This window comes from Trueperaceae bacterium, assembly GCA_002707365.1.
Classification (GTDB): Bacteria; Deinococcota; Deinococci; order Deinococcales; family Trueperaceae; genus UBA6957.
This window is the reverse complement of sequence record PAMQ01000015.1, coordinates 37,276-64,036: the sequence shown is the minus strand read 5'-3', so window position 1 is coordinate 64,036 and position 26,761 is coordinate 37,276. Positions and strand designations below refer to the sequence as shown.

The 26,761-nt window shown below is 46.1% G+C and carries 22 protein-coding genes, 7 tRNA genes and 1 pseudogene; 9 read left to right on the top strand and 21 right to left on the bottom strand.

What is annotated here, in order from left to right:
- Nucleotides 1-55: 55 nt before the first annotated feature.
- Together pgk and gap are read right to left on the bottom strand one after the other, a co-directional pair.
- Nucleotides 56-1,252: a phosphoglycerate kinase gene (pgk, locus tag CMO31_07240; protein ID MAZ53788.1), complete on the bottom strand. Its 1,197-nt coding sequence runs from the start codon at nucleotides 1,250-1,252 to the stop codon at nucleotides 56-58.
- A 16-nt stretch (nucleotides 1,253-1,268) separates the two neighbouring features.
- Complete coding sequence (gap, locus tag CMO31_07235; GenBank protein ID MAZ53787.1) at nucleotides 1,269-2,264, bottom strand: type I glyceraldehyde-3-phosphate dehydrogenase; 996 nt, start codon at nucleotides 2,262-2,264, stop codon at nucleotides 1,269-1,271.
- A gap of 1,067 nt (nucleotides 2,265-3,331) precedes the next feature.
- Between gap and CMO31_07230 the strand changes: the two genes are divergently transcribed.
- The 3 genes from CMO31_07230 (at nucleotide 3,332) to CMO31_07220 (ending at nucleotide 6,372) form a co-directional block, all read left to right on the top strand.
- Complete coding sequence (locus CMO31_07230) at nucleotides 3,332-4,579, top strand: transcription termination factor Rho (GenBank protein ID MAZ53786.1); 1,248 nt, start codon at nucleotides 3,332-3,334, stop codon at nucleotides 4,577-4,579.
- Nucleotides 4,580-4,786: 207 nt separating this feature from the next.
- Nucleotides 4,787-5,236 (top strand): Rrf2 family transcriptional regulator, encoded by a 450-nt coding sequence (locus CMO31_07225; GenBank protein MAZ53785.1) that lies wholly within the window; start codon nucleotides 4,787-4,789, stop codon nucleotides 5,234-5,236.
- Nucleotides 5,233-6,372 (top strand): cysteine desulfurase NifS, encoded by a 1,140-nt coding sequence (locus tag CMO31_07220; protein ID MAZ53784.1) that lies wholly within the window; start codon nucleotides 5,233-5,235, stop codon nucleotides 6,370-6,372. Before CMO31_07225 ends, CMO31_07220 begins: the two co-directional genes overlap by 4 nt.
- A 2-nt stretch (nucleotides 6,373-6,374) precedes the next feature.
- On the opposite strand, the gene clpX is transcribed toward CMO31_07220, so the two are convergent.
- The 10 genes and pseudogenes from clpX to miaB form a co-directional block, all read right to left on the bottom strand.
- The gene (gene clpX, locus CMO31_07215; protein ID MAZ53783.1) at nucleotides 6,375-7,574 is read right to left on the bottom strand and encodes an ATP-dependent Clp protease ATP-binding subunit ClpX; all 1,200 of its coding nucleotides are present in this window, start codon (nucleotides 7,572-7,574) and stop codon (nucleotides 6,375-6,377) included.
- 6 nt (nucleotides 7,575-7,580) lie between these two features.
- Entirely contained in the window at nucleotides 7,581-8,201 is a 621-nt protein-coding gene (locus CMO31_07210; protein MAZ53782.1) for an ATP-dependent Clp protease proteolytic subunit, read from the bottom strand.
- Nucleotides 8,202-8,312: 111 nt separating this feature from the next.
- Nucleotides 8,313-9,572, bottom strand: coding sequence for a trigger factor (tig, locus tag CMO31_07205; GenBank protein MAZ53781.1), 1,260 nt, complete (start codon nucleotides 9,570-9,572; stop codon nucleotides 8,313-8,315).
- 70 nt (nucleotides 9,573-9,642) lie between these two features.
- Nucleotides 9,643-9,728 (bottom strand) — tRNA-Leu (locus CMO31_07200).
- 46 nt (nucleotides 9,729-9,774) lie between these two features.
- A tRNA-His gene (locus tag CMO31_07195) sits at nucleotides 9,775-9,851 on the bottom strand.
- A 328-nt stretch (nucleotides 9,852-10,179) separates the two neighbouring features.
- A tRNA-Arg gene (locus tag CMO31_07190) sits at nucleotides 10,180-10,256 on the bottom strand.
- 50 nt (nucleotides 10,257-10,306) lie between these two features.
- Nucleotides 10,307-10,382 (bottom strand) — tRNA-Gly (locus CMO31_07185).
- Nucleotides 10,383-10,396: 14 nt separating this feature from the next.
- Nucleotides 10,397-10,473 (bottom strand) — tRNA-Pro (locus tag CMO31_07180).
- A 69-nt stretch (nucleotides 10,474-10,542) separates the two neighbouring features.
- Nucleotides 10,543-10,986 carry an NUDIX hydrolase gene (locus CMO31_07175; GenBank protein ID MAZ53780.1) on the bottom strand — a complete coding sequence of 148 codons (444 nt, stop codon included), beginning with the start codon at nucleotides 10,984-10,986 and terminating at the stop codon, nucleotides 10,543-10,545.
- 8 nt (nucleotides 10,987-10,994) lie between these two features.
- Nucleotides 10,995-12,326: pseudogene (miaB, locus tag CMO31_07170) on the bottom strand (tRNA (N6-isopentenyl adenosine(37)-C2)-methylthiotransferase MiaB).
- A 217-nt stretch (nucleotides 12,327-12,543) separates the two neighbouring features.
- Here miaB and CMO31_07165 point away from each other — a divergent pair.
- The 4 genes from CMO31_07165 (at nucleotide 12,544) to CMO31_07150 (ending at nucleotide 15,147) form a co-directional block, all read left to right on the top strand.
- On the top strand, nucleotides 12,544-12,828 hold the full coding sequence (locus tag CMO31_07165) for a cysteine methyltransferase (GenBank protein MAZ53779.1): 285 nt from the start codon (nucleotides 12,544-12,546) through the stop codon (nucleotides 12,826-12,828).
- Between the two features lie 156 nt (nucleotides 12,829-12,984).
- A complete protein-coding gene (locus CMO31_07160; GenBank protein MAZ53778.1) occupies nucleotides 12,985-14,151 on the top strand; it encodes an acetylornithine deacetylase in 1,167 nt (388 codons plus the stop codon).
- Nucleotides 14,148-14,456, top strand: a complete 309-nt coding sequence (locus tag CMO31_07155; protein MAZ53777.1) for a hypothetical protein — start codon at nucleotides 14,148-14,150, stop codon at nucleotides 14,454-14,456. Before CMO31_07160 ends, CMO31_07155 begins: the two co-directional genes overlap by 4 nt.
- A gap of 103 nt (nucleotides 14,457-14,559) precedes the next feature.
- Entirely contained in the window at nucleotides 14,560-15,147 is a 588-nt protein-coding gene (locus CMO31_07150; protein MAZ53776.1) for a hypothetical protein, read from the top strand.
- On the opposite strand, the gene CMO31_07145 is transcribed toward CMO31_07150, so the two are convergent.
- The 4 genes from CMO31_07145 to CMO31_07130 form a co-directional block, all read right to left on the bottom strand.
- Nucleotides 15,135-16,376: a molybdopterin molybdenumtransferase MoeA gene (locus tag CMO31_07145; protein ID MAZ53775.1), complete on the bottom strand. Its 1,242-nt coding sequence runs from the start codon at nucleotides 16,374-16,376 to the stop codon at nucleotides 15,135-15,137. The genes CMO31_07150 and CMO31_07145 overlap by 13 nt on opposite strands.
- Before the next feature lie 26 nt (nucleotides 16,377-16,402).
- Nucleotides 16,403-16,876 (bottom strand): DNA mismatch repair protein MutT, encoded by a 474-nt coding sequence (locus tag CMO31_07140; protein MAZ53774.1) that lies wholly within the window; start codon nucleotides 16,874-16,876, stop codon nucleotides 16,403-16,405.
- Nucleotides 16,863-17,978: a peptide chain release factor 1 gene (locus CMO31_07135; protein ID MAZ53773.1), complete on the bottom strand. Its 1,116-nt coding sequence runs from the start codon at nucleotides 17,976-17,978 to the stop codon at nucleotides 16,863-16,865. The genes CMO31_07140 and CMO31_07135 overlap by 14 nt, the downstream gene beginning before the upstream one ends.
- A gap of 463 nt (nucleotides 17,979-18,441) precedes the next feature.
- Nucleotides 18,442-19,167, bottom strand: coding sequence for a transferase (locus CMO31_07130; protein MAZ53772.1), 726 nt, complete (start codon nucleotides 19,165-19,167; stop codon nucleotides 18,442-18,444).
- A gap of 212 nt (nucleotides 19,168-19,379) precedes the next feature.
- Here CMO31_07130 and iolG point away from each other — a divergent pair, with 212 nt between their 5' ends.
- Nucleotides 19,380-20,387: an inositol 2-dehydrogenase gene (iolG, locus tag CMO31_07125; GenBank protein ID MAZ53771.1), complete on the top strand. Its 1,008-nt coding sequence runs from the start codon at nucleotides 19,380-19,382 to the stop codon at nucleotides 20,385-20,387.
- Nucleotides 20,388-21,049: 662 nt separating this feature from the next.
- On the opposite strand, the gene CMO31_07120 is transcribed toward iolG, so the two are convergent.
- The 5 genes from CMO31_07120 to CMO31_07100 all read right to left on the bottom strand — a co-directional run bounded on the left by CMO31_07120 (nucleotide 21,050) and on the right by CMO31_07100 (nucleotide 25,999).
- Nucleotides 21,050-21,126 (bottom strand) — tRNA-Arg (locus CMO31_07120).
- 226 nt (nucleotides 21,127-21,352) lie between these two features.
- Nucleotides 21,353-21,429, bottom strand: a tRNA-Pro gene (locus CMO31_07115).
- 189 nt (nucleotides 21,430-21,618) lie between these two features.
- Entirely contained in the window at nucleotides 21,619-23,274 is a 1,656-nt protein-coding gene (locus tag CMO31_07110; GenBank protein MAZ53770.1) for an RNase J family beta-CASP ribonuclease, read from the bottom strand.
- A gap of 77 nt (nucleotides 23,275-23,351) precedes the next feature.
- Nucleotides 23,352-25,535 carry a polyribonucleotide nucleotidyltransferase gene (pnp, locus tag CMO31_07105; protein MAZ53769.1) on the bottom strand — a complete coding sequence of 728 codons (2,184 nt, stop codon included), beginning with the start codon at nucleotides 25,533-25,535 and terminating at the stop codon, nucleotides 23,352-23,354.
- A gap of 194 nt (nucleotides 25,536-25,729) precedes the next feature.
- A complete protein-coding gene (locus tag CMO31_07100) occupies nucleotides 25,730-25,999 on the bottom strand; it encodes a 30S ribosomal protein S15 (GenBank protein MAZ53768.1) in 270 nt (89 codons plus the stop codon).
- Between the two features lie 184 nt (nucleotides 26,000-26,183).
- Here CMO31_07100 and CMO31_07095 point away from each other — a divergent pair, with 184 nt between their 5' ends.
- Complete coding sequence (locus tag CMO31_07095; protein ID MAZ53767.1) at nucleotides 26,184-26,603, top strand: hypothetical protein; 420 nt, start codon at nucleotides 26,184-26,186, stop codon at nucleotides 26,601-26,603.
- The last annotated feature ends 158 nt before the right edge of the window (nucleotides 26,604-26,761 follow it).

Here is a 26,761-nt window from a genome sequence, read left to right as displayed (position 1 = left end):
ACTTGATGTTAGGTTGATCTCTCATTGTGACAAGTACTTCTAACTAGCTACTGGTTTATCTGATGGTGAGAGTGGCTATGCCAGGTAGGATCTTACCTTCAAGAAATTCTAGAGAGGCCCCACCGCCGGTTGAGATGTGATCAATTTTGTGGGATACGCCAGCAGCACGAATTGCTGCGATACTGTCGCCACCGCCAACGACAGTGAATGCATCTAATTCTGCAACGGTTCTTGCTACGGCCCGGGTACCATTATCAAATGGGGAGGTTTCGAAGGCGCCTAAAGGACCATTCCAGAGGACAGTCCCTGCCCCAAATAAATTCTTTTTAAAAGAAGCTACTGCCTTTGGCCCAGCATCTAAGCCCATCATGTTGCTTGGAATGTCATTAGAAGAGTAAGTTTCTGTCGTAACGTCCGGAGTAATGTGACGAGCACAAACAGAATCTTCAGGGAGGTGAATCGTTACGGATTTCCTTTTGGCTTGGAGTAAAAGTTTGTTTGCGATATCTATTTTGTCTTTCTCGGCTAATGATTTGCCGATCTGTCCCCCCTGGGCCAAGATTAGGGTATAGGCCATAGCGCCGCCAATAAATAATTCGTCGATGTGTGAGAGTAGATTGGCCATAACATCAATTTTGTCAGATACTTTCGCTCCGCCCATTATCATTTTGAATGGCCTTTGAGGAGAATCAAGTAAGCCCCCTAGATTGGTCAGTTCTAGTTCTAAAAGTCGACCAGCTGTCGAGGGTAATAGATGGGCAACGCCTTCAGTGCTAGCATGTGCCCGATGAGCTGTCCCAAATGCATCATTCACAAAGAACGAAGCATAACTAGCTAGGATCCGGGACAGTGCTTGATCATTATGTATTTCTCGGTTATCAAACCTAGTATTTTCAAGGAGGGTCACGCTACCTGGGGACGCGTTTGCCACAAAAGTTTGCTGTTCAGGTGATCCAGGTCCATCGGTAGGGGCGTAACGTACTTCCTGCCCAAGAAACTTGCTGAGGAGAAGGGCAATCGGTTTCAGTCGAAGATCAGCAGTTACTTTAGTGGGCCTACCTAAGTGACTAAGTAGGATAAGGGTAGCTCCTCGAGAAAGTAGTTCCCGAATAGTCGGTAGTGCAGCCTGAATACGGGTTTCATCCAAAACTAATCCATTGGAAAGCGGGACGTTAAAGTCAACCCGACATAATATCCGTTTTCCTGAAGGATCTATATCATCTAGCGTGCGGAGATTGCCAGTGTAATGCACTTTATTGGTGGATGTCTTAGAGGTTATCTCCGAGAACCTCTAAGACATCCACCATGCGATTGGCATAACCCCACTCGTTGTCGTACCACACAAAGAACTTTGCCATGTTCCCCATTGTTTTTGTGAGTTGAGAATCAAAAATCGCGGATGCCGGATTCTGTACTATGTCTGATGAAACTATCGGATCTTCTGTGTACTCTATGATTCCTTTGTAGTCACCTTGCGAAGCTTGATGAACGGTGGCGTTGAGTTCGTCAGCGGTAACTTCGCGACGCAGAAGGGTGGTGACGTCAGATATTGAGCCGGTTGATGTCGGGACCCTAACAGCAACACCATCAAAGACGCCGTTCAGTTGCGGAAGGACTTTGCCAACAGCTTTTGCAGCACCAGTCGTGGTTGGGATGATGTTAGAAGCAGCATTACGGGCCCTTCTAAGGTCACTGTGGGGGCTATCCAGGATATTTTGATCGTTGGTGTAACTATGTATCGTTGTCATCATCGCTCGTTCTATCCCGAAAGCGGTGTCAAGAATAGCCATGATTGGTGCAAGGGAATTAGTGGTGCAAGAGGCGTTTGAAATTACATCTCCTGAATCGCTGTTGTATTCGGTTTCGTTTACACCCATCATAATATCGAAATCTGCATCTCCAGAAGGAGCACTAATCAAAACCTTTCTAGCTCCTGCTTGAAGGTGCATGGCAGCCTGATCTCGCTTTGAGAAAAACCCAGTGGATTCTACTACTACGTCAGTTTCCACGTCTTGCCACGGGATATCACTTGGATTACGACAGGCGGTTGCCTTAATGCGTTTACCGTCCACGACAATATAGGTCTTATCCTCCACTGTAATTTCGCCGGGAAAGCGACCATAGTTGGAGTCGTATTTCAGTAAGGTAGCTAGAGTGTCAATGTCCGTTAGGTCATTTATCATAGTTATATTCAGGCCTCGCCCATGAGCAAGGCGAAAAATCTGGCGCCCTATCCGGCCGAAACCGTTAATTCCGATTCGCATAAATTCCTCCTGAAGGGGTTTCGGAAGTCTCGTGTTGGTTAATGATTAACGAGCCTTGGACATTCTATACTGCCCCTGGTCAAAGGTGCTAGATACTGGGAAGTTATAAGTGCTAGCGGATTATCATTCTTTGCGAAAGATTTATTCAGTAGTATTGATAATGGCAATTAACCGCAGGAACTAAATTAAGTTTGTAAGGCACTACGTAATTGAGTGAGTTCAAAAACAAAACCTATGTACCTGTAGCAGGCTTGGTTGAAACGCCAAAGTTAAAATTTAGAGATAAGAAACTGAGTAACATTTATTGGCTCAAATATGTAACATCAGAAACAATAAGTCGAGGTCGCAAGCTGTTGAGCGCCTCCGCACCCAACTTGATTCAAACAGTGTGGTTTTTGAAAATCATTGGATAGAAGGGTAACGGCTCTCGTAAAGACATATTTTGATTGATAGTTAAATCGGCCTTATAGCTGGCGTGAAAGGTCTTTTATCTGCGGAATTATAACTTTGTTGGCCGGAAGGCTTTACAGGAACCTGGCTTCCTGTATAATCAACATATAACAGTTATGGATAGTTTTAATTATCCCCTGTTTTCCAGACTATACCAGTCCCACAGTTTTAATTGCCATGCCTAAAGTATTTTGTTGGGTTTTTGGCTGAGAAAAATAGATTAAAGGGGCTGCCTCCGCTTCAAGTCCCATGAAGGGAAGCCAGGCGTTTAACCGATAACTTCGGTTCATCTGAAGCTGCAATGAAGCAGGCAAACAGTGAGAAAGGAAGTTGCAATGAGTCCTCGTGGTAAGACTGATGGGCCCTCGGCTACGATAAACGATGAGGTTGGTGAGGAAAAGCCCAAGCGACGGTCCCGTAACCGGACAAAGGTTGAAGTTGAGGGTACTGGCGCGACAGAGAAGAAAAAAGTGCTTTCAGAAACAGTGGAACAAGAAAAGGAAGATGTAGGTATTAAGGCTGAATCGCCTGAAGGTACTGTTGAAGGCGAGGCTCAAGATAAGAAAACGTCTGAGCGGTCACGTAATAGACGGGGTCGTGGTAACCGTAAGCAAAGTCTGAATTTTAAGGACCTGCAATCAAAGATTCTCCCAGAGCTGCACATTTTAGCTAAGGAAATGGATCTTAAAGACTACCGAAAAATGGATACTGATGAGCTTGTGATTAGCATCCTGGAGCTAAGCGTAGAGGGTGAAGGCCTTAAATTAGTGAAGGGGTATTTAGAGATTTCTTCTGATGGTTACGGGTTTCTTCAAGAATCTTTGCTTCAGAATAATACTCGCTCAGTAATTGTTTCAGCAGGACTAATTAAACAATTTAAGTTGCGAACTGGCGATTTTATTCTTGGAAAATCGCGGCGACCACGTGACAATGAACGGTACGGAACGCTTATTCGCGTTGAAGCGGTTAACGGGGTTGACCCCTTTAAGGCTTCAAAGAGACCTCGATTTGACGATCTGATTCCGACTTTTCCAGAGCACAGAGTTGTTCTCGAAACAGAACCGAAGGAACTTTCTGCCCGCGTTATAGACCTACTTGCTCCGATCGGGCGAGGTCAGCGAGGATTAATAGTCGCTCCACCGAAGGCAGGGAAAACAACTCTCCTTAAGCAGATAGCTAATTCGGTGGTTACCAATGAAGATGATATTAAGGTAATTGTTTTGCTCGTAGATGAGCGTCCGGAGGAAGTAACGGATTTTCGGGAATCTGTTGATGGTGTCGAGGTGATAGCTAGCACCTTTGATGAGCCCCCTTCTAATCACATCCGGGTTGCTGAATTTGTGCACGAAAGATCGAGAAGAATAGTAGAAGAGGGTGGCCATGTTATGGTTCTGCTCGATTCAATAACACGCCTAGCAAGGGCTAACAACCTTGTGATTCCAGCGACAGGTAGGACCCTTTCTGGTGGTTTAGATTCTAACGCACTACATTGGCCAAAGAGATTTCTTGGGGCTGCAAGAAATATTCGTGGTGGTGGCTCTCTTTCTATCCTTGCCACAGCGTTAGTGGAAACAGGTTCGCGCATGGATGATGTCATCTTTGAGGAGTTTAAGGGTACAGGAAATATGGAACTGCATCTTTCCAGGCGACTTGAGGAACGCAGGATTTTCCCCGCCATTGATATTCTGAAGTCTGGGACTAGAAGAGAGGATCTTTTGCTTAGTGAAGATATACTCGCAAAGATGTGGTTACTCCGTAAAGTGATTAGCGATATGGGGGTATCAGAAGCCATGGAAATGCTGTTATCAAGACTTGAGCGTACTGATACTAATGCCGAATTTCTCTCAACTTTGGGACAGGGATAAGAAACTCTGTATCTTGTGTTGAGTTCTGTGGATAAGGGAACAAAGAGCTGCTTAATCCAGGAGATTCTTTGACAAATTCCACCTGACACAATTACGTAGCCAAGGCCTAAAGGGAAAAAAGATGATTCCCCTGTTGTTTGACCCAACCGGCTCGCTCTCGATATACTGTCCGGTGTTTTCCTAACCCTTAGGCGATTGGAGGGTTCTATGTGGATTTCAACTCGTGCTCAATATGGAATGCGGGCTCTCGTCGAAATCGCTAAAGGCGGCGAACGTCCAACGAGCCTGAAAGTGGTTTCAGTGCGCCAGGGGTTGAGTCACCAATACTTGGAGCAAATTTTCTCCGTCTTGCGAAAGGCTGGCCTTGTAGAATCTGTACGAGGTGCACGTGGTGGTTACAGAATGAAGAGATCCCCGTTAGAATTGGAGGCTCTTGAAGTCGTAGAATTACTTGAGGGTACTCTTGCCCCTGTCATTTGCATAGAAGATAAAGAGGCTTGTGACCGGGTAGGACAGTGTTCGACAGAGGATCTCTGGCATCAGGTTGATGCAGCGGTAAGGTCTGTTCTTTCAGAAACCAAAATTTCTGACCTTTTGGACGATGGTTCACTTTTACAGCTCGGTCCCTTACCTGAGCAGTTTGCTAGAGTCACCTGACACCAGACAATATTTATCTAGACTTTGCGGCCACAACCCCCTTGGACCGTCGCGTTGGAAAGGTTATGTCTCCTTTCTGGACTGAATGTTTTGCTAATCCTTCATCAGTTCATAGATTGGGACAGGTAGCCAGACGGGCAGTAGAAGATTCCCGAGAAAACGTCTTAAGGGCGATAGGAGCTCTTGGTGGTCAAGTGGTATTCACATCAGGAGCAACTGAAGCTAATAACCTCGCAATTCGATCGGTGATGCATCAAGGGCCGCCAGGGAGGGTCCTGACAACAAAGTTGGAGCACCCATCTGTTTTAGAGGCCACCAGGCAGCTTAAGAATAAGGGCTTTCAGCTAGATTATGTAAAACCGGACAGTACAGGAACCATTACTGCTGAGGCTGTCCAGAGAGCATTAAAGCCGGACACGTCTCTAGTTGCCTTGATGTATGTAAACAGTGAAACAGGTGTCGTGACAGACATCGCTAAGATATCAGAAATAACGCGCAAGCAGGGAATTTTGCTTTTTTGTGACGCGGTCCAAGCATTTGGCTCTCTGGATCTCAACGTAGTGGAACTAGGGGTCGATATTCTCAGTCTTTCTGGACACAAAATTTATGGTCCAAAGGGTGTTGGCGTATTGTATTTTCGTGAGGATGTCGAGATAGACCCTATCCTATTCGGAGGGTCACAGGAACAAGGGATAAGACCGGGTACTATAAATACTCCCGCGGTAGTAGGGATGGGTTCAGCAGCGTTATTTGCATCCCAAGATGTGCATTCCGAGGCTGACAAGATTCGCAGATTGCGGGATCGATTCGAGAATAATGTTTCAAAAGCCGTTTCCCCAGTGATTAATGGTCGGGGTGGAGTGAGAAGTCCTAAACACTCGAACCTATACTTTCGCAATGTAGATGGACAATCACTACTAATGAATCTAGATTTAGAAGGTATATCGGCTAGTATTGGTTCAGCATGCTCCGCCGGCAGTTTTAAGCCTAGTCAGGTTCTAACCGATATGGGAATGACTCCTGACGAAGCGATGTCAAGCGTCCGCTTTTCATTCGGTCGAGGAATTACAGAAGTTGATGTAGACCGGGCGGTGGAGAGGGTGGTGACGGCTGTAAATAGATCTAAGAGCGGCTAGGGTTAAGCTGTGTTTCTCCTTCTGGCTTCTGCGAGGATAGTTTTCGGCTTGTCCATAGAATCAGGCTCCAAAATAAGTTCAGTAATGTTATTGCCGGGCACTTCGAACATAAGGTCAAGAAGAAGGTTTTCCATGATTGAACGAAGAGCTCTAGCGCCCGTGCCAAAGCTTTGTGCCCGGCGAGCTATTTCAGTTAAACACTCCTTAGTGAACACTAGGGAGACCCCTTCAAGAGCGAAGAGCTCCTGGTACTGATGTACCAAAGCGTCCTTCGGTTTTGTAAGTACGTCGATGAGCGAAGTTAAGTCTAAGTCATTTAGGCGAACGGTAATGGGTAGTCGCCCGATTAACTCTGGAATTAACCCAAAAGCCATTAAGTCTTCCGGTAAAACGCTGGCCGTTGAAATTAGATCTTCATTTCCTAAATCCATTTGTTGAAACCCAACATGAGTTACGTCAATCCGAGCGCGGATAATGTCCTGCAAACCTTCGAATGATCCACCACAGATAAACAATATGTTTGAGGTGTCAACTGGGATTAATTCTTGGTGGGGATGCTTTCTTCCTCCTTGGGGAGGAACATGAGTGACAGTCCCTTCAATCATTTTAAGAAGGGCTTGCTGAACTCCTTCACCGGAAACGTCACGTGTAATCGAAACCCCTTCTGATTTCCGGCCAATCTTATCAGTCTCGTCAAGGTATATGATCCCTCGTTCTGCGGCTGCAACATCGTAGTTAGCGGTCTGCAAAAGTCTCAGGACAATGTTTTCTACGTCGTCACCAACATAACCGGCTTCTGTAAGGGTTGTGGCATCTGCAATCGCAAAAGGAACACCAAGAATTTTTGCAAGCGTTTGGGCTAATAGCGTTTTTCCAGTCCCACTTGATCCCACTAAAAGAATATTTGATTTTTGGAGGTTAGCTTCTGGGTTTTTTAGCCTCTGAAAATGGTTATAAACGGCTACAGCTAAAGTTTTTTTAGCTGTTTCCTGATCTATAACGTGTTGGTCAAGTTGCTTCTTTATTTCGCGAGGTGTTGGAACCTGGGGTAATGAGGAGTGATTGTCTATCGCTGTGCCCAGCATTTCTGTGATCTTGTCAATACAATCACCACATATATGGGATGTCCCTGTCTCAGAAGAAACTAGTTGGCTTCTTTCCCCATAGGGCAAGCCACAAAAACTACATTGCACTTTGACCATGCTGCTTTAAACTGACTCGTCTTTATTAGGCGAGAAGTTAGGTATTTCTTTAGGCGTTACTACTCGATCGATCAGTCCGTAATCAACGGCTTCTTCTGGAGTCATAAAGTTATCTCTTTCCATGTCACGCCGGAGCTGTTTCTTGGGATGTTTAGTGTGCTGGTGGTAAATATCTTCCATGATGTCTCGAAGGTTTAGTACTTCTCGTGCTTGCACCTCTATATCAGGTGTATTACCGCGGAAACCAGCGGAGCCTTGGTGAATCATGAGGCGACTGTTTGGTAGGGCCACTCGCTTGCCAGCTTCACCCGCCATCAGGATTACAGCGCCCATTGACATTGCTATACCAACGCAGTTCGTGTGGATTGGTGCTGCAACATATTGCATAACGTCGTATATCGCAAGGCCAGAATATATTTCTCCCCCAGGGCAGTTAATAAACAAATTGATGGGTTGATCACTGGACTGAGAATCAAGTAGTAAAAGCTGGGCGACCACTACGTTTGCCACTTCTGCGGTGATGGGTGTACCCAAAAATATGATTCTTTCCTTGAGGAGTCTGCTGAACACATCGTATGTCCGTTCATAACGACCTGTCTGTTCAATGACATAAGGGACCGTTGTCATTTTGGCAGCCCCTCATTCCGTCGCCAAACATAGCTATTTGTCGCAGGGCACAGTCCTTGTGCTTTACTAAAAAATGTTACTTGGGTTGCAAGCATCGGTTAACTCGTCCTTTCACTCCACGATGATAGACGATTTGGCGTTTACCTTTTCCCGGACTAGGTTTGATAATGTTTGGTCGCGGGATATTAATACCCTATAGTTAGTTAACCAGGACTCTCCTCGATCACGTTTGAAGTGAGTAACATCTTTTCCCTCTCTAGCTGCTAACCCTTCAAGCACACTACTAAAATCCTCGTCTTTTATGTCGGATCCTAAGGTATCGTGCACCTTCTCCAACACTAAATCTCGTCGCACCTCTAGCTCTACCCGCTTATTGAGATTATCATCGAACTCTGAGCGAGTACCATTCTCCTCTAATGAAGAAAGATAAGACTCAATAGTTAAATTACGACGCGAAAGGTCTTGGGCAAGTTCTTCTAGAAGATGCACCTTTCTTCGACTCAGGAGGCTCTCAGGAATCTCAAAAGTTGTTAGTTCAAGAAGTTTCTCTACAAACTCTTGGCGGTGGTTGTCAAAGTTTTCTTGTTCGAACTGAGCTTCAAGATTTTCGCGTACTCTGGCGGTTACTTCGTTCCAATCGTTTAATCCAAGGGTCTTAGCGAAATCATCGTCTAGAGAAGGAAGCTCTTTTTCTTTAATGTCAACAATTCGCACCTCAAGACTATTCGACTCTGAGTCATTATCGGAGTTAGCAAAAGTTACTTCAAGCTCCTCACCTTGCTTGTTGCCGACTAATTGCTTAACCAGGTCTTCTCCTGCGTGTTCAAGGTCTATAGGAAGAGGCGCGTTCTCTCCTTCACTTGATACCGGTTCTACTAAAACATAGTCTTTCGGACTTATGGCTCTATCTACAGGAATCAACGTAGCGTTATGGTTTGCTAATTGCTCAATTGCGTTTTTAGTATCCTCTTCTGTAACAGATCGATTAGTTGAATCTAACGTTATTTCGGTAAGGTTAGGTAGGGTAAACTCTGGGTATAGATCGACACTGACCTCGAAAGAATAGACCTGCCCTTCAGTGGGCTGCTCGGCTTCAAAGTTTACATGGATAGCTGTAAGGCCAAGCTCATTGATTGCTAGAGGGTAATTAGCATTGATTAAGGCTTCACGTACCTCGTCCTTAAGAGTATCTTCACCAATTCTACGCAGAAGCACCCCTTGTGGCGCTTTCCCAGCTCTGAAACCAGGCACACGTATCTGGCGAGAAAGGGTGGTAAGAGTTGATTGGAATCCCTTATCTACCATCTCAGCAGGAATGGTTACACGAAATTTAGCCTTAATGTCGGATTTGTCTAGAAGTTCGGTCTCCATTATCTCTCCAGGCGACACTGAGTTTATTAGCCTAAATAAAAGGGCAGCAAGGCAGTCCTTGCCGCCCCTTTGGTGCGAGGAGCGGGACTTGAACCCGCAAGGATAAAATCCACCAGATCCTAAATCTGGCGCGTCTACCAATTCCGCCACCCTCGCTAGGAGGAGGTTATTCGTTCAAGCTGGCGCTAAAACCTCCATATGCTGGGGTGGATGATGGGATTTGAACCCACGGCCTCCGGAACCACAATCCGGCGCTCTAACCAGCTGAGCTACATCCACCGGACTCGCGAATAAGAGTTTAGCAGAAAGGGATAGTGAAGGGAAGTCAGCTAATTGAATAAACAACCATCATTTTTCAAGGTTGTGTAAGCCCCGATAGGGAATGAGTCGATTGCATTGGGGGCTTAGTGCTGAGTTGCAAAGCTTCAACATCCCTTTACTGAACAACAATGGAGTTTTTTGGTTCTGAATCTTTAAATGTTCGAGGTAATTCTGTTTTTAGAATACCTTCCGACTTAAGTGCTCAATTATAGTGCTAACTTTTCTCAGAGAAAATACGTAACAAACACAACTTTGAGGGTAACCAAAAGCTTTATCACAAATATGATGGTGCACCAGGAAGGATTCGAACCCTCGACCTACCGCTTAGAAGGCGGCTGCTCTATCCAACTGAGCTACTGGTGCTCGAAGCGAGAGGGTCCGGAGTGAGCCCGGAGCCTCTCGCAGGGTGAAAGTGGAGCGGGAGACGGGATTCGAACCCGCGACATACAGCTTGGAAGGCTGTCGCTCTACCAGCTGAGCTACTCCCGCATTGCTGTTCTGGCTGGTCGGGGCGGCTGGATTCGAACCAACGACCCCCTGCTCCCAAAGCAGGTGCGCTACCAGACTGCGCTACGCCCCGACGCGGTATCAGCAAAGGCCACCGAAGTATACAGAAATGGTGCCTTACAGACAAGTTGTGATGAGGTGCTTAAGAACTAGGATTTGTAGAAACTAAGGCCTTATTACACCAGGAACGGACTTCTTGCGACAAAGGCAGTGCTTCAAAATCCCGATGATGGTACCAACCCATACAACCATCATCAACTGAGACGTTGCCTTCGTACGGTTCCAAAGGGTGTCCAAAGTAAATTAGGTCGATGTGTTCATGGTCAGGCAAGATCGATTCGAGTTGAATACCCTCAGGGCGTAATAGCTGCCTAGGCTGCTTAACATCTAAACCTGTTGTTCCATGGAGAGCAATTGTTACTCCTGATTCTTCAAGGGTTTCACGAATGGCAGCCTCTTCCGGTAGTTCGTTCGATTCGATATGGCCTCCTGGGGGCAGCCAAATGCCCAGCTTCGGGTGTTTATGGAGGAGTATACACTCACGCCAAACGACAAAAACCGCAACCGTGAAATCTCTAGTCAGCAATTGGATACTCAAGATGCCATTGCTAGAGGAAAGGCAGCCTCTGAAGAATCTAGCAAGTTTCCGTAAAGAAGGTGAGGTGTTGCTTGAGAGATGAGCACCTCATGCAAACCAAGTCTTGAAACTTGTTTTTTGGGCAGTAGAACTGTATGGTTTTGATCAGAATGACCAACCACAAACTCATCCTCCTTGGCTAGATCGCGGACTAAAACCCTAAGACTCTGACCGACGTATGATCGGTTGCTACGTAACGACCAGGTTTTTTGGTGTTCGATCAGTTCCTGTAGTCGGTTAGTCTTAACTTTTTTGGGCAAGTCTTCGAAATGAGTGTGCGCTGGTGTGCCGGGTCGGGCACTGTAAATGAACGTGTAGGCTTGGTCAAAACCAACTTCGTCGTAAAGAGACAAGGTTTCTTGAAAATCATCCTCTGTTTCACCAGGGAATCCAACTATAATGTCGGTGGAAATAACCAGATCAGGAATCATGGCGCGAATTTCTCCGATTAGCTCAATGTACCTATCTCGCTTATATTCTCTTGCCATTCTACGAAGAACTCTATTGCTTCCTGACTGAACAGGTAGGTGGATGTAGTTGCAGATGTTATCGGTTTCTGCAATAGTTTGGATTATGTCCGCCGTGAAGTTCATTGGGTGGCTGGTTGTGAATTTCACTCGGGGAATGCCAGTATTAGCTACTAGCCGAAGTAGTTCCGCAAACGAGGGTAAAGATCCATCGTTGAGTCCGTAACTGTTTACGTTTTGTCAAAGAAGATATATTTCTTGGACGCCCGCCTCTCGCATTGCTTCAGCTTCTTTTAGGATCACTTCAACTGGCCGCGAGATTTCAGGTCCTCGTGTAGTTGGTACGATGCAATAAGTGCAGTGATGGTCACATCCGCGCATTATGGTGAGAAAACCAGTAAGGCTGTTTGGTGCTGGCGTTAGGTGGGTTTCTAGGGCTTTGTCAAATTCCAGATTACGGTAGGACCCGCTGAATTCGATTGCTTCAATCGCCGGTAGGATATCAGTTATTGCTCCGGGACCCAGTAGTATATCCACTCCGAATTTGTCTGCAAGCGCCTGGCCTTCATCGAGTTGCGCCAGACAACCCATGAGGGCTACTGTCAGTTCGCGACCAGTTCTTTTAGCTTTGCGGAGCTCACCAAGCATAGTCACGACTTTTTCTACGGGTTTGCCGCGAATGGCACATGTGTTCATAATGATTAACTCAGCGTCTTTGGGGTCATCAACGAGATCGTGGCCACCCGCAACTAATTCAGACTGTATTGTATGAGTATCGTACTCATTCATCTGACAGCCGTAAGTTATTACGTGTGCTAGCAAGGATTTGACCTCATCTTCTGCCGGATCTCAAGGCATGGAATTTCTAAACCGACTTGACACCATACCTTGGGACGACCCAGAGTAGCAAAGCTCTGATCGATTTAAAAAAAATGGTTTCAGCATTTGGATTGCGCGTTCTAGCGTTATTCTCCAAGCATTTTGATATTTTTTAAGCCGACTTAAGCTATTACGAATTGTGACTGGATTTGAAGATAATGTGCTTAAGATTGTTTGGGGTATTACGGTGGGAAAGGTAGCTACCTATGGTCAAGTAGCGGAACTAGCTGGGAGGCCAGGTGCTGCAAGGCAAGTAAGGAATTTGCTTCGCAGCAAAGGTTTCATGGATGATGTGCCCTGGCAACGTGTGATAAATTCCTCTGGCGGTATTTCAACCTACAAACTTGGAATTGAGGAATTACAGAAAGAAATTCTCAAGGATGAAGGAGTGTTGTTTGACGGAGAAAGAGTGAACTTAAATGAGTGGCAATGGATTCCTGACTAGTAGCGTTATTGGCCTAATCTATTAATACGGAAGATCGGGCTTAAAAGGAACAAGTCTTATAAAAATAGATCTTGTGTCAACGAAGTCTATCTTTAAAATAGGTTTAAATGGTGGTGATTTTTATCCTGGTGGTTATGCGAAGATAACGCGGTCCTAGTGTCGCATCGTATGATGTTGGCAATGAACGAGGAAGTCGCGCTCGCTCAATCATTAATCCGGATCTTCAGTCCCTCAGGTGCTGAGAGTCGAGCTACAGTCTTGTTTGTCTCGGCATTAAAAGATCTAGGGTTTGATGAAGCCTATCTTGACGAGGCAGGTAACGCTGTAGGGATTCTCCGGGCTGGTAAGGGACCCTCATTGATGTTCAACGGGCATCTCGACACTGTGCCCTTAGGCGATGAAGACGAGTGGATCCATCCCCCGCTATCAGGCATAGTAAGTCAGGGAAGGCTTTGGGGTCGCGGTGCCTGTGATATGAAATCGGCTGTTGCTTGTATGGCTTATGCAGCGATTGATGCTCGTAACCGTGGATTCAAGGGAACCCTTATTGTGACGGGAGTTGTCCTTGAAGAGGTTGGTGGTCTCGGGTCATATCATGCAGCAGAGACCTTGCGACCAGATTTGGTCATACTAGGTGAGCCAAGCAAACTTTCACTGAAACTAGGCCATCGTGGAAGGGTCGAGCTTCATGGCGTGGTTCCAGGGCGAAATGCTCATGCCGCTAGAGCTGAGTTAGGATTGAATGCTATAAGTCGGGCTGCAGATTTCCTGAATAAGTTAGAGGGCCTAGCATTGCCCAAGGGTGGTCCCCTGCAGAGGTCTAGTGCAACCCCTACGAGGATAGTAAGCTTTCCTGATGGGAGTACAAATGTTGTTCCTGGCTCGGTTGAGATAACCATAGATTATCGAAACATTCCTGGTGATGAGCCAGAAGATATCCTGAACCGTATAGGTATGCTCGATGACGATATTGTTTGGTCTATACCAGTAGTGGAATCTGTCACCGAGAATAGTAAAGTGCGACTTCGCACTAGTAAGACGATAAGCCCATACCTTGCTCCGGGTGAGAACATAGCTGTGAATCGAGCTAGGGAAGCGATTAAAGTTGGGATGTCGAGTAAAAATATAGAATTTAAGGAAGGGGTGTGGTGGTTTTGTACTGACGCTCCTCAGCTTTCCCGGTTTGGTGCTCCAGTAATTGGGTTTGGACCGGGCGAAGAGGAACTTGCTCACACTACTAAAGAGTCTATTTCAGTCGAGCATCTAATAATTGCGAGGCAAATTTATGCTGATTTAGCATGCGCCCTTTTGGGAGCACCATGAAAGGGGAGACTCTTGAATTCGAAGGTAAGCCTTGGACCATAGTAGACGTTTCTCCAGCTGTCTCATTGGCAGAGATGGCAGCTGTTATCCTAGAAGAAGAAGGCATTTCAGTCATTATCTGTACGTTGGAAGAGAATGAGCTTAGTGAGTCAAATAATGAAGATCAGTTTGGGACCGCCTATGTACTTGTGCCTGAATGTGAATCACCTAGGGCATTGGAGTTGATTAAGGATTCTGTGACTGATTACAGAGGAGAGCAGATAGAAGGATTCCTCGAAGGTCTGTCAAACGATTTGGATGAGTAATTAATGGCATTTTGCTCCTGTTAGAACTAATATGAATTAGATCAGGTGGTTGAGCTTCAGCATCGGGGAATAACATAAAGAACCTAGCAGCTATGATGGTCAGATGAATGTAGCGGTCCTTATCTATCATCACGTGAGTGAACTTGGGGTCGTTGCTCCCATTTCGGTCATGGGGACTGCTAAACGCTTACAGGGAAGCGATTCTGAGCTGGCAGTGTTCACGGTTGCTCGGTCCCGACTTTCTGTTCAAACAGTCTCAGAAGTGATTCTTACGCCCACCTGGGCTTTCGCGAGCGTGCCACAGATCGATGTCCTGTTTGTTCCTGGGGGCGTTGGGGTGGAAAGAGCCCGAAGAAACAATTCAATTATCGAGTTTCTTAAAAGGGCAGCTTCTCAGGCATCTTATGTTGTTTCAATCTCGAGCGGGTCTCTTTTGCTCGGGGAAGCTGGTTTGTTGAGGAATCAAAATGTTTGTGGTCCTGACTATCTTCGGGAAAGGTTAGAGGAGTATGAAGTGGGTCAAAACCTATCAGTTCCAGAACTTAGAAATCCTTCTGGTATATGGTGTGCAGCCACAGATGAATCCAGTTTTAACCTTTGCTTCGCTCTGGTCAATGAGCTGGGTGGGTCAGGACTAGCAGCAGAAACTGCTCAGTTAATGGGAAGAATGGATGAGGGTCAACCGATATAAGGCCTTAGAGGGATAATTGATAAAACATCCCCCTCTGATACGACACTACCAGCTTTTAATACCGCTAAGCCATCCGCTTCGACCATAGAACGTAAGACGCCAGAACTTTGATTTCCAGTTGTGTAAGCTGTAGTCCCATTTGGTGTCGAGCTTAGTCTGACTCGATGAAAAGTTTCTTTCGAAGTAGAAGCTCGAAAATCCTGACCGGCTCGAGCGGTTTGGAGGCAATAATAAGGAATGTTTTCTGAACATTGTAGAAAGGAGCTTATGAATGCTCGACCAAGTAAGAGGAAGACTACCATGCTGGAAACTGGATTCCCGGGTAGCCCGATAATTGGTATGTTGCCCCAGTTTCCGAACATGACTGGGCCTCCTGGTTGCATTGCCACTTTCCAAAAATGTACAACACCATCCTCGATAAGAAGGTCCCGGACCAAATCGTAACGCCCCATAGATACTCCACCGGATGTGATTAATAGGTCGTAGCTTGATGCGTTTTCGATCGCGGTTTGTAGGGCTATTTTATTATCTGTAACGCTAGCTAGATTTATCGGAATGCCTCCGGCCATATGAACCATTGCAGAGATTGAAAAGGCGTTAGCGTTGTAAACCTGTCCAGGGTTCAGGGGCCTGCCTGGTGTGATAACTTCATCCCCTGTAGCAAGGATACCAACCCTGGGTTGACGTACGACGCTTACAATAGAATGCCCCATAGCTGCTGTTAGGCCTATACTTGCTGAATCCATTACCGTGCCAGCAGTGAGGTAAGTGTTTCCCCGGACTAGGTCTTGGGCTCGGGGTCGAATGTGCCTAGGTGTCGCAGGTTGAAGGGCAGCGACTTGCCGTTCGACCCCTTGTGTATATTCAATAGGGAGGATGGCATCTGCACCTGCAGGGACTGTGCCTCCAGTGTAGATGCGAATAGCCTGTCCACGACTCAACGCTCCGGTGAATGAACGTCCAGCTGGGACTTCTCCGATCACTTCAAGGAAGACCGGTGATTCTTTTGATGCGTGTTTTGTATCGGCTTCATAGCAGGCATACCCATCCATAGCGGAATTCTCGGTGCTTGGGTGGTCGACTAGGCTTTCCAGGTTTTGCGAAAGCGTTCGGCCTAGGGCGTCAGCTAGTGAAACCTGTTCGTGTGATCCTTTCGGAGCATGATCCTGTACTATGCCTATGGCGTTAGATATGGTGATCTGTGTTGGGTAAGTGGATGGTCCGACCATATAAACAGAGTAGCAGGATAAGAAGGCTAAACCTTTGTAGGGTTACGTCCGTCCCATCCACCGTAATTATAAAAGCATCCAGGGTTACCATCGCAAAGATAATTTAATAGTGGGTCTCGTAGAGGAGGTACCGGTATAATTCTCGCTGCCTCTTCAACAGTTACAAATCGTGCCTCAACAATGAAGCCATCAGGATCGCACGGATTAAGCAAGCCCTCATATTCAGCGGAAAACGCAAATGATATGGCGCGGTCGTCACGTCGTTCATCTTCGACATGGACTGCATAAGCGAGGTGTTTGATCCGGGTAATTATTAATCCCGTTTCCTCTTTAACTTCTCTGCGGAGAGCGTCGGTAGTCCTCTCGCCAGGTTCGACCACACCGCCTGGCAGGGTATGCCTTACTTCCCCCTGACCTCGCCAGTCATTGCCTACGAGTAGTACCCGGTCTAAAGGGTCAAGCAATATTGCCGCGGCAACGACGAAATCACGCCTTGCCATCGGCCCCCCCAATCGTATTATTTTCAGACTCCCCCTTTGAAAGGAGGCGAAGCTGTAATACCTGTTCCGCCTCGCTAAGAGCTGAGTTCAATTCGGCTAACGATCCGTTCAAAATTTCAGGCAGGTTGTGTGAGGTGAAATCTATCCTATGGTCAGTGACCCGTGATTGGGGAAAGTTATAGGTGCGTATTTTTTCGGATCTGTCACCTGTTCCTATCTGGACTAGTCTAGCCTCTCTTGTTTTTTCTGACATTTTAGACCTCTCACGTTCTAGGAGTCGTGCTCGTAGGACGGCAAGAGCCTTTTCCTTATTCTTAATCTGGCTTTTTCCATCCTGACAAGTGACTATAATCTCATCAGCTGTTCCAGGAAGATAGGTTAACCGGACTGCCGAGTCGGTGGTGTTTACAGATTGCCCACCAGGACCGCTTGAACGAAAAACGTCTACACGGTAGTCCGAAGTCGGGAGGTCGATATCAACATCTTGAGCTTCTGGTAGGACCGCTACAGTAATGGTACTCGTATGGATTCTTCCCTGCGTTTCAGTCTTTGGGACTCGCTGAACCCGATGTACCCCAGATTCGTATTTAAAACGGCTATATGCTCCACGACCTGCTACTTCTAGGGAAGCTCTACTAAATCCACCAACATCTGTGGCATGTGTGTCTAGAATTTCAATTTGGAAACCAAGAAACTCAGCGTATCTGCGATACATTCCCAGGGCTTCAGCGGCGAAAAGTGATGCCTCGTCGCCTCCGGCAGCTGCCCGGATTTCAATGATGACGTTTTTGAGGTCGAACGGATCTTTTGGTAATAATAGTCGTTGAAGTTTTCTTTCTAGAAGCAACTTCTCAGTTTCTAATTGTGCGAGTTCTTCACGAGCCATTTCTATTAATTCGGGATCCGTGAGTGCCTCTCGTGCTTTTGCGTCATTATCCATCACTTTTTGATAACTACGGAAGGTACCGACTATACCCTTGAGGTCGCTATACCGTTTCATGGTCTTAAGGTACAGAGGTTGATTTTGAAAAAGTTCTGGGTCCCCAAGACTTAGCTCAAGGGAGTTGAACTCAGCTTGAAGATTTTCTAATTGGTCAATCATTGTTTATTAGTTTACCGCGTACTCGCTTTGTTAGCCGTGAGTCTTCCTGGTAACACCAAGAGCTCCTGAGGTACTTCAATTAAAGATGTTTGTTCCCGAATTGTCACGTCAAAGGTTATTTCCAATGTATGTAGAATTTTCTTTGGGTTACCGTTTGAGAAGTAGTCACTGTATGGTTAGGAGTTCAGGAGTATTTAGTCACTAAGAGTTTTTAAGGAGAACATGTTGAACGAGCCTTAGGATCAGTATGACTTGCTTCGTCACTTTTAACATTATGAAATTGGGACTTGATTTTAATGTTATTTGCTAGAACCCTTCTTGGGAAGGGCGTTATTTTGTTATGCACATGGAAGTGAGTGGCTGAGGTTATTTGTTTTAGGATTAGGCTTTAAACAAAGTATCTCAACCTTAATGTGGCTTCTGTCCGTAAGATTGACAGAGCCACCGCGTTGTACTTGCCTACCTAATCCTCTTCAGTCCCATAAGATTGACCTCCGAAAATTGATCGAAGCTCTTGCGCGCTACTAGCTTTTCGAAGTTTAGATATACGATCGCTTTCTTCCGTTCGTAATGCACGTGCATTAGCAAGGACTTCATCTATCCGGTTTGCGGGAAATTTGCATGCCCCGTTTTCGTCCATATGGATGATTTCTCCGGGAGCAACATCCATTCCAGCCACAGATACGGGGATATTGATAGCGTGGACGGCTTGGTTTCCATGCCCAGGTGTGACCCCACTTATAAGATACTGGAAGTCCATTTCTCTAACCTCATCAATATCTCGCGAAGGGCCGTTAGAAATCATGCCAACACAACCGATGGCTCTCATGGCCGATACCATGTTCCCGCCAGCAAGGCCTACCTTATTTGCAATTTCGGGAGGAAATTTCTGTTCCAGCGCAAGGACCGTAGGGCCGTTGATTGAGTCTATCGCATCCAGTACATTCATAAATGAAAGACGATTGTAGTTTGGGTCTGGTAGTCCGAATACGCACGTGACCGCATATCCGACACGTACTCCTAGATTTGGATACATGCTTTTTATAGTTTGGTCCGTATACCAATTCTCCGTCCACGGATTATATAGTCCTAAGCAGAGAGGGTCGCCAGGGTATGTAGCAACAACGTTGGTGATTGATGGGGTATCAAACTCTTTTAATTGCTCTAATTGTGAGGTTATTTCTTTCATCAAATCCTACCTTCTATTATGCGTAAGGAGTCGTACTTAGAGTATGAGACTGTTAGGAAGTGTTACACATTTATTAGATGTACCTTGTCTTTTGAATTAAGGATATGAGAAGCTATCTAATTAGTAGATCTAATAGTTTAGATAGTTTTTGTAATTCTTGAACTGGATAATTTGATTGTAAGGTGAATTTTTAACGATTTGAGGTGGTCGAAATGGGAAATACCCCGGCGCTTGGTTTTGGTATTCTAGGTGCAGGCCGGATAGGTTCGCTGCACGCTCGTAACATAGCGAGTCGTATAGTAGGTGCTGAACTTATTGCTGTTATGGATGTTGACCTTGCGACTGCCGAGAAACACGCATATGGCGATTCTTACGCAACGCAAGATTTGGATCGATTGTTAGGTGATCCAAAAATCGACGTCGTACTCATTGCCTCAATCACTTCTTTACACAGTGATCATATCCGATGCGTGGCGGATGCTGGAAAGGCTATTTTTTGTGAAAAGCCAGTAGCCCTTGATATTGAGGAAACGCGAAGTGTGATGAGGCTAGTTGAAGAAAAGGGACTGGCTTTTCAGATTGGGTTTAATCGTCGTTTTGATACCGGTTATGCCGATATCGCGAGTCGCCTTCACGGTGGTGAGATGGGTAAGATCGAGATGTTCCGTAGCCAGTCTAGTGATCCTATGCCACCACCAGAGTCCTATATTGCCTCTTCAGGCGGCATCTACATTGATAGCGTTATTCACGATATAGATGTAGCTCGTTATATGGTTGGCGAGGTACGTCAAGTGACTGCGCTCGGTCGTAACCTGATAGATCCTTCATACGGGAAACACCAAGACATTGACATTAGCATCTTGACGCTCGAATTTGAGAATGAGGCGATTGGGGTGATTCAGAATTCACGGCGCACTCCACACGGTTATGATTTGCGGGTTGAAGTTCACTGCGAGAAAGGTAAGCTCGTCGCCGAAGATGAACGCCAAACTAAGATCTGGCGTTACGATGAGGCTGGGATTCATGGTGATTACTATTACTACTTTATGGAGCGTTTTGAAGATGCGTATAGGCAGGAAATACAGGTGTTTGTTGATACAATAGCTAAGGGCGAGGCGACTAAACCGGGCACTCAAGATGCGATTGAGACTTTGCGAGTTGCTGTTGCAGCTACCAAGAGTTTACGTGAGGGACGGCCTGTTCTAATAGCAGAAATATAGATACTTGGATCTATAGGGCCTTTGTCAGGGCCTAATCTAGCTTGGATATAAACCAAAACATTCTTGAAGACCCATCTATGCTTACCAGAGTAAAGATAGGCTTGGGTGGGGGTGTAGGACTTTTCTCTATAGGGGTAAGCCTAATTTAGTTACTCCAAGATTTCTCGATTGGATGCAGCTTAGTCAGCATGCAGTAGAAGATATTTGATCAGATTCTGAGCCGTTTGTTTGGGCAACCATAATCGAACAGTCGATGTAGACCAAGAGGCCCAGAAGATGAGAGTAGTTACAAGGAGTTGGTGCGAACACATATTTTCATCCAATGGTTCATTGCCTCATTTTGTTTTACGTCGGTGTCCCTGAGGCTCTTCATAAGCACACCTCAATAAGTTTTTCAGGTAGTTGGTAAGTTCCTACTATTGTTACCGGGGGGATTTTTGTACTTGATAAGCCAGGATATCTACTAAGTATAGTTGGGCATTTTGTCCGTATACGGTGTGTACTAAGGGGAGCGGGATAGGAGATAGGAAGTTCAAGTACTTTGGCAGGGGAGAGATCACAATTTCATTTTGTTGCCGTAAAACAGTTTTAACCAATAACATAAATTGTTAACTTGCAGATTAGGCTGTTGGAATCTTTATTAGTTCAGACGTGGTTTATTATGGTGCGCCCGATCCGATTCGAACGGATGACCTTGGGCTTAGGAGTCCCCTGCTCTGTCCAGCTGAGCTACGGGCGCACGCGACTGGCATTCTAGCTAACTTGGAAATGGTAAGGCAAGGGAAAATACAATTCACTGACGCCTACTAGATAATCGTTTCTCACTGTTCTGGTTTTTTTGCGAGCGAGCCTCCAAGAGCATAAAGCCTAGAATAAACCGGGCCTAGGTTTAGCAAATGCGTTTCAAGAGTATGCGATTTCGGATTCATATAATGTGCCCTAATTAGCTCAACACCAAAAATGTTTGGTCGGGGTGGCAGGATTTGAACCTGCGACCACTTGACCCCCAGTCAAGTGCGCTACCAGGCTGCGCTACACCCCGATGAAGTGGAACCGAGTTGCCTAACGAGCTTACGGTCTACGTGTCGTTGCGTCAAGAGTGAAGTATCCCTATGGTGAATTTGAATTATGAGTCCAAGTCTTATTACCGGCTAATAGAAGTTGCTATTGGTAAAAAGTGGGTTGAGGATCTGGCGGAAGCTTGTGGGGGTAGGTAGCGTGGAATATATGGTTAGCCTCGTAGCAACGTGCAAAGTATAACGGGGTTTTTCCCAGTGCTTTTCCGGATAAAGCGGCCTACCTGTTTATAAACATCGTTTCTGATGTCCTTGATTGGGCTTTTATCACGAATCCCAGCATCCAAAGAATTTAAAACTATTCGCTTGATTTCATCTTCGAAGCTAATTTCAGGTTCGGATAAACCTCTAGTGGTTAACTCGAAGATCGGATTCTTACGGGCAACAGCCATGATTACGACAACGCCCTCTTGCGACATGATTTGCCGATCACGGATTGCAGAATGAGAAATCTCCTGTGCTTTGTTCCCACTGTTGTCTATGTAGACGGAACCTATTTCGATTTGGCCATTCGCACGTAGGTCATTTTTGGTAAGTTCTATTACATCCCCGTTGCTAGCAATTAGGGTTTTTCTGGGTGGTAAAGATAAAGATTTTGCTATGTTTGCATGATTAATCTGTTGCCTCATTTCTCCATGCCAAGGAATGAAGAAACGCGGTTTAGTTAACTCGAGGATAAGTTTCAATTCATCCTGGCTAGCGTGTCCGCTAGCGTGTACATTGTATTTAGGTGGATCGAATACCTTGACTTGTCTAGCGTAGAGTTTATTAATTAATTTGTTGACTGGTTCTTCATTACCGGGGATTGGGTTAGAAGACATGATGACAGTGTCTCCTGCTTTAAGGGTCACGTTACGATGATTTCCTGTAGCCAGCCGACTCAGAGCCGCCATTGGTTGACCCTGAGAACCTGTGCAAAGGAACAGGACTTTGTCGTCCTGCATTGTTTGTACATCAGCACTTGTAGCGATGGGTTCTTTCATCTCTAGGTAGCCTAATTCTTCAGCTACCCGGGTGTTTCGTACCATTGAACGTCCTTCTACAACGACGCGCCGATCTTGTCTTTCAGCTATACGAATGACATTTTGTAACCTGTGAATGTGGCTTGAGAAGGTTGTAACTATTACACGCCCTTTTGCACGGGAAATTATCTCTTCCATGGCTTTCATCACGTCATCTTCGCTAGAGGTGATTCCGGGCCTTTCGGCATTAGTTGAATCACTCATTAAGGCTAGAACGCCTTCGGCACCAATAGCAGCAAGTTTGTGGAGGTGACTTGTGCGACCGTCTGATGGTTTTAAATCTAGTTTAAAGTCTCCACTGTGGACAATGCGGCCTATAGGTGTGTGGATAACGAGGCCGCAATTATCTGGGATGGAATGTGTCATGCGGAAATAGTCGACAGTGAAGCTTTTGGATACCTTGATTCGCTCGTCGGGACCCACTTCCTTTAGCACTACATCTTCTGATTGAAGTTTGAACTCCTTAAATTTTTCTCGTAATAGCCCAAGGGTTAACTTGGTGCCGTAAATGGGAATCTTGGGTAGCTGAGGCAAGATGTAAGGTAGTCCACCGATATGGTCCTCATGGCCATGGGTTAGAACCCAGCCTTTGATCTTTTTAGCGTTCTTAACCAGCCATTCGACTTTTGGTATGAGGATATTGACCCCGAGCATTTCAGCGTCTGGAAATGCGAGTCCTCCATCGATCATCATAATTTCGTCCCCGTAGCTTAAGGCGATCATGTTTTTGCCGATCTCGCCCATACCACCTAGGGGTATTATCTTCAGTAAAGTTTGTTGTTTAGCCATACTACTCCTGCGCAAGAACTGCGCTTAAATCTACATCCAGGGATATTGTCATTGGTTGAAAAAATTTATCGAGACCTTTATCGTCGTCCGCGATTACGAGAATCACGACCTCCCCGGCTAGGGCGGTTGGGTCGAGCTGAACGCGGAGCGACGATGCCCTCAAGCTCTGGTCTCACTAGGTCGATTTTGCCGCGGTCATCAATGGTGTTGACTTTTACCTGGATTGGATCGCCTTCTTTAAGGTGATCCTCAACCGTTTCTACACGTCCCTCGGCAATCTGTGATATGTGCAATAACCCGTCAGTACCTGGGAATAAGTTAATGAAAGCACCAAAGTCTACCGTTTTGACAACCCGACCTTCATATATTGCGCCGACCTCAGCTTCGGTAGTGAGGTCCTTAATGGTGTCTTCTACCGTTTGGGCGGCGGTGCTATCCTCACTATAGATTTTGATTGTACCGTCTTCACCAACTTCTACTTTTGCTCCATGTGCCTCAAGTTCCCTGATTTGCTTGCCGCCAGGACCAATTACAGCCCCTATCTTATTAATTGGGACTTTGACTAATCGAATACGGGGGGCTTGGGGCGAAAGCTCTTCGCGAGGAGTTAGAAGAGTATTTCCCATTTCAGCTAGTATGTGCATCCGCCCTTCACGGGCCTGGGCAAGGGCTTCTCTCATGATTTTGGAAGTAATACCAGATATTTTGATATCCATTTGTAAAGCGGTGATACCATCCGCAGTTCCTGTAACCTTAAAATCCATATCCCCCAGTGCATCTTCTGAACCGAGTATGTCGCTAAGAATTTTGTAGGCATCCCCTTCTTTGACTAAGCCCATTGCGATTCCGGCGACTGGTTTTCTAATAGGAACGCCAGCATCCATTAGAGCAAGAGAACTTGCGCATACCGAAGCCATTGAGCTTGATCCGTTTGACTCAAGCGTTTCTGCAACGAGTCGTATTACGTAGGGGAAATCTCCAGAGTCTGGGATTTGCCCAACAAGAGCGCGCCTCGCAAGGTTGCCATGTCCTTGCTCGCGTCTACTTACGCCCCGGAGGCGCTTTGCCTCACCGGTTGAGAAGGGGGGGAAGTTGTAATGGAGCATAAACTCTTCACTGTCGTCAAGACCAAGGTCGTCGACGAGACGGTTGTCACGACCAGTTCCAAGAGTGGCCACGCCCAGCACTTGCGTTTCTCCCCGGGTGAAAACAGCTGACCCATGCGCCCTTGGTAATACGCCGACTTCAATCCAAATAGGACGGATCTCGTCAGTACGACGCCCGTCTGTACGGACATTATCTGTGAGTACCATTGTTCTCAATTCAGCCTGCTCGACTTTTTGAAAGGCAACTGTAAGCTCACCTCTACGCTGTTTATATTCCTCGCTTTCCGAATCTGGTACCAGGCGTTCAAGAACGGTTTCCTTAAGATTTTGTAGTGCTTCCCCGCGCTCTTTTTTGCCTTCGGTGAGAAGGGCCTGCCGCAGCCCAACCGCTTGAGCCTCTGCCTCTACTAATACAGTATCTTCTTGCGAGACTGAAGCTGCGGGCTCGAATGTACGCTTCTCTAAGCCAATCTCACTCCTAATTCGGTCAATTGTGTCGATGAGGGGTGATAATTCATTTTGAGCAAACTCGATCGCTCCGACCATCACTTCCTCAGAGAGCTCGTTGGCAGCAGCCTCGACCATGAGTACAGCGTCGCGGGTTATGGATACAGTCAGATCTAGAGTGGAGTTATCTTCCTCGAGTTGCTGGAAAGTGGGATTAAGAACGTACTCGCCTGCAATGTAACCGACCTTTGCGCAGGCGATGGGTCCTTCCCAAGGTATATCCGACATGGCTAAGGCAGCAGAAGCGCCAATAGCACCAAGGGGCCCAGGATCGTTTATCTGATCCGCAGATAGAACAGTGATTATAATCTGTATCTCATTACGGAGATCCTTAGGAAACATAGGCCGTATTTGTCGATCAGTAATGCGTGCATTAAGAGTGGCTTGTGTGCCAGGTCGACCTTCTCTGCGGAGAAATGACCCTGGTATTTTGCCAATGGCGTAGTGCCTCTCCTCATATTCCACTGTAAGGGGCAAAAATGGAAGACTTGAACCGTATTCAGACATTTGGGCCGTAACCAGTAGCATGGTGTCTCCGTAGCGGACAGTAATAGTTCCGGCTACCTGTTTTGCATATTTGCCTGTTTCGAGGATTAGGTCACGTCCGCCTAGCGGAGTTACGTAGCGTTTAGGATTAGGGATTGTCACTGTTTCTCCTTACGGACTGCGGTTCTTCCCGTCCTGCCTATCTTTGCATCAGTTGGCGTGACGGATAGGCTAACGAAAATCAAGGTGCAGTCCTTTATGCCTACGGTCAATAATATCTGGGTCAACGGAGCCCCGTAGGGAGCTAATATTGGCATGCGTGAGATTTCGTTCGATGGGATTTAGGGCAAGTTGGGTCAACGACGAAGACCGAGGCTTTGGATGAGGCTTTTATATCCCTCGAAATCGGTTGTTTCAAGGTAGCCGAGTAATCTTTTTCGCTGTCCGACCATGAGCAGTAGGCCCCGTCTACTGTGGTGATCCTTGCTATGGACTTGTAAATGCTCGCTAAGCTCTTGGATGCGAGCCGTCAAAAGAGCAACCTGTACATTAGTTGACCCTGTGTCACCTTCAGCCTTACCGTAATTGCTTACAATTTCTAATTTTTGTTCCTTACTAAGTCCCAAAATATATACCCTTTCCAGCCGAGTATTAAATCAGCCGTGTTGGTAAATCCGAACGGAATCAGTAATAGATTAGATATCCGACCAGACTTCCAAGGCGCCACTCTAGCACAGTATAAGGGAGCTGTCCAAGCAAGGGTCCTTTATAGAGACCGCGATATGGAGAGGACGCTGGTACTATATCTGGGTGTTATGGGCTCAGAAGACTATCTCCTTACTACCTAAACCCAAGGGAATTCACTTGGTTACTGATGAAATTTTAAACGGAGTTGAGTTGACAGCTGTGCGAATAGGCATTCTACACCTTCACCTTCTCCATACTTCGGCAGGTATTTGTCTTAATGAAAAGGCTTCTCCGGAAGTTAGAAAAGATTTAGGATTATGGTTTGAGGAAGAGATTCCGTTTTCTGACCAATTCCTTCACAAGGAAGAGGGGTTCGATGACATGCCTGCGCACATAAAGTCTATTCTTACTGGTTCTTCTTTAACCATACCTATTTCAAATGGCAATCCAAGGTTCGGTGAATGGCAAGGTATTTATTTATGCGAATTTCGCCCTTCTGCGGGTTCGCGTAGTTGTGTAGCTACACTTTTAGGATCAGGCTAGAATTGTATTCTTACAACAATAGAGCTTAAGTAAGTTTGGGATGGTTTGGCCGTGCTCAAGATTCTTTAATCGGTTCAAGTAATTGTGAAGACTTCGAACGCAATCTGTCGATCTAGAATTAGGCATTCTAAAGTCAATTCGCTATAGGAACGCGTGCT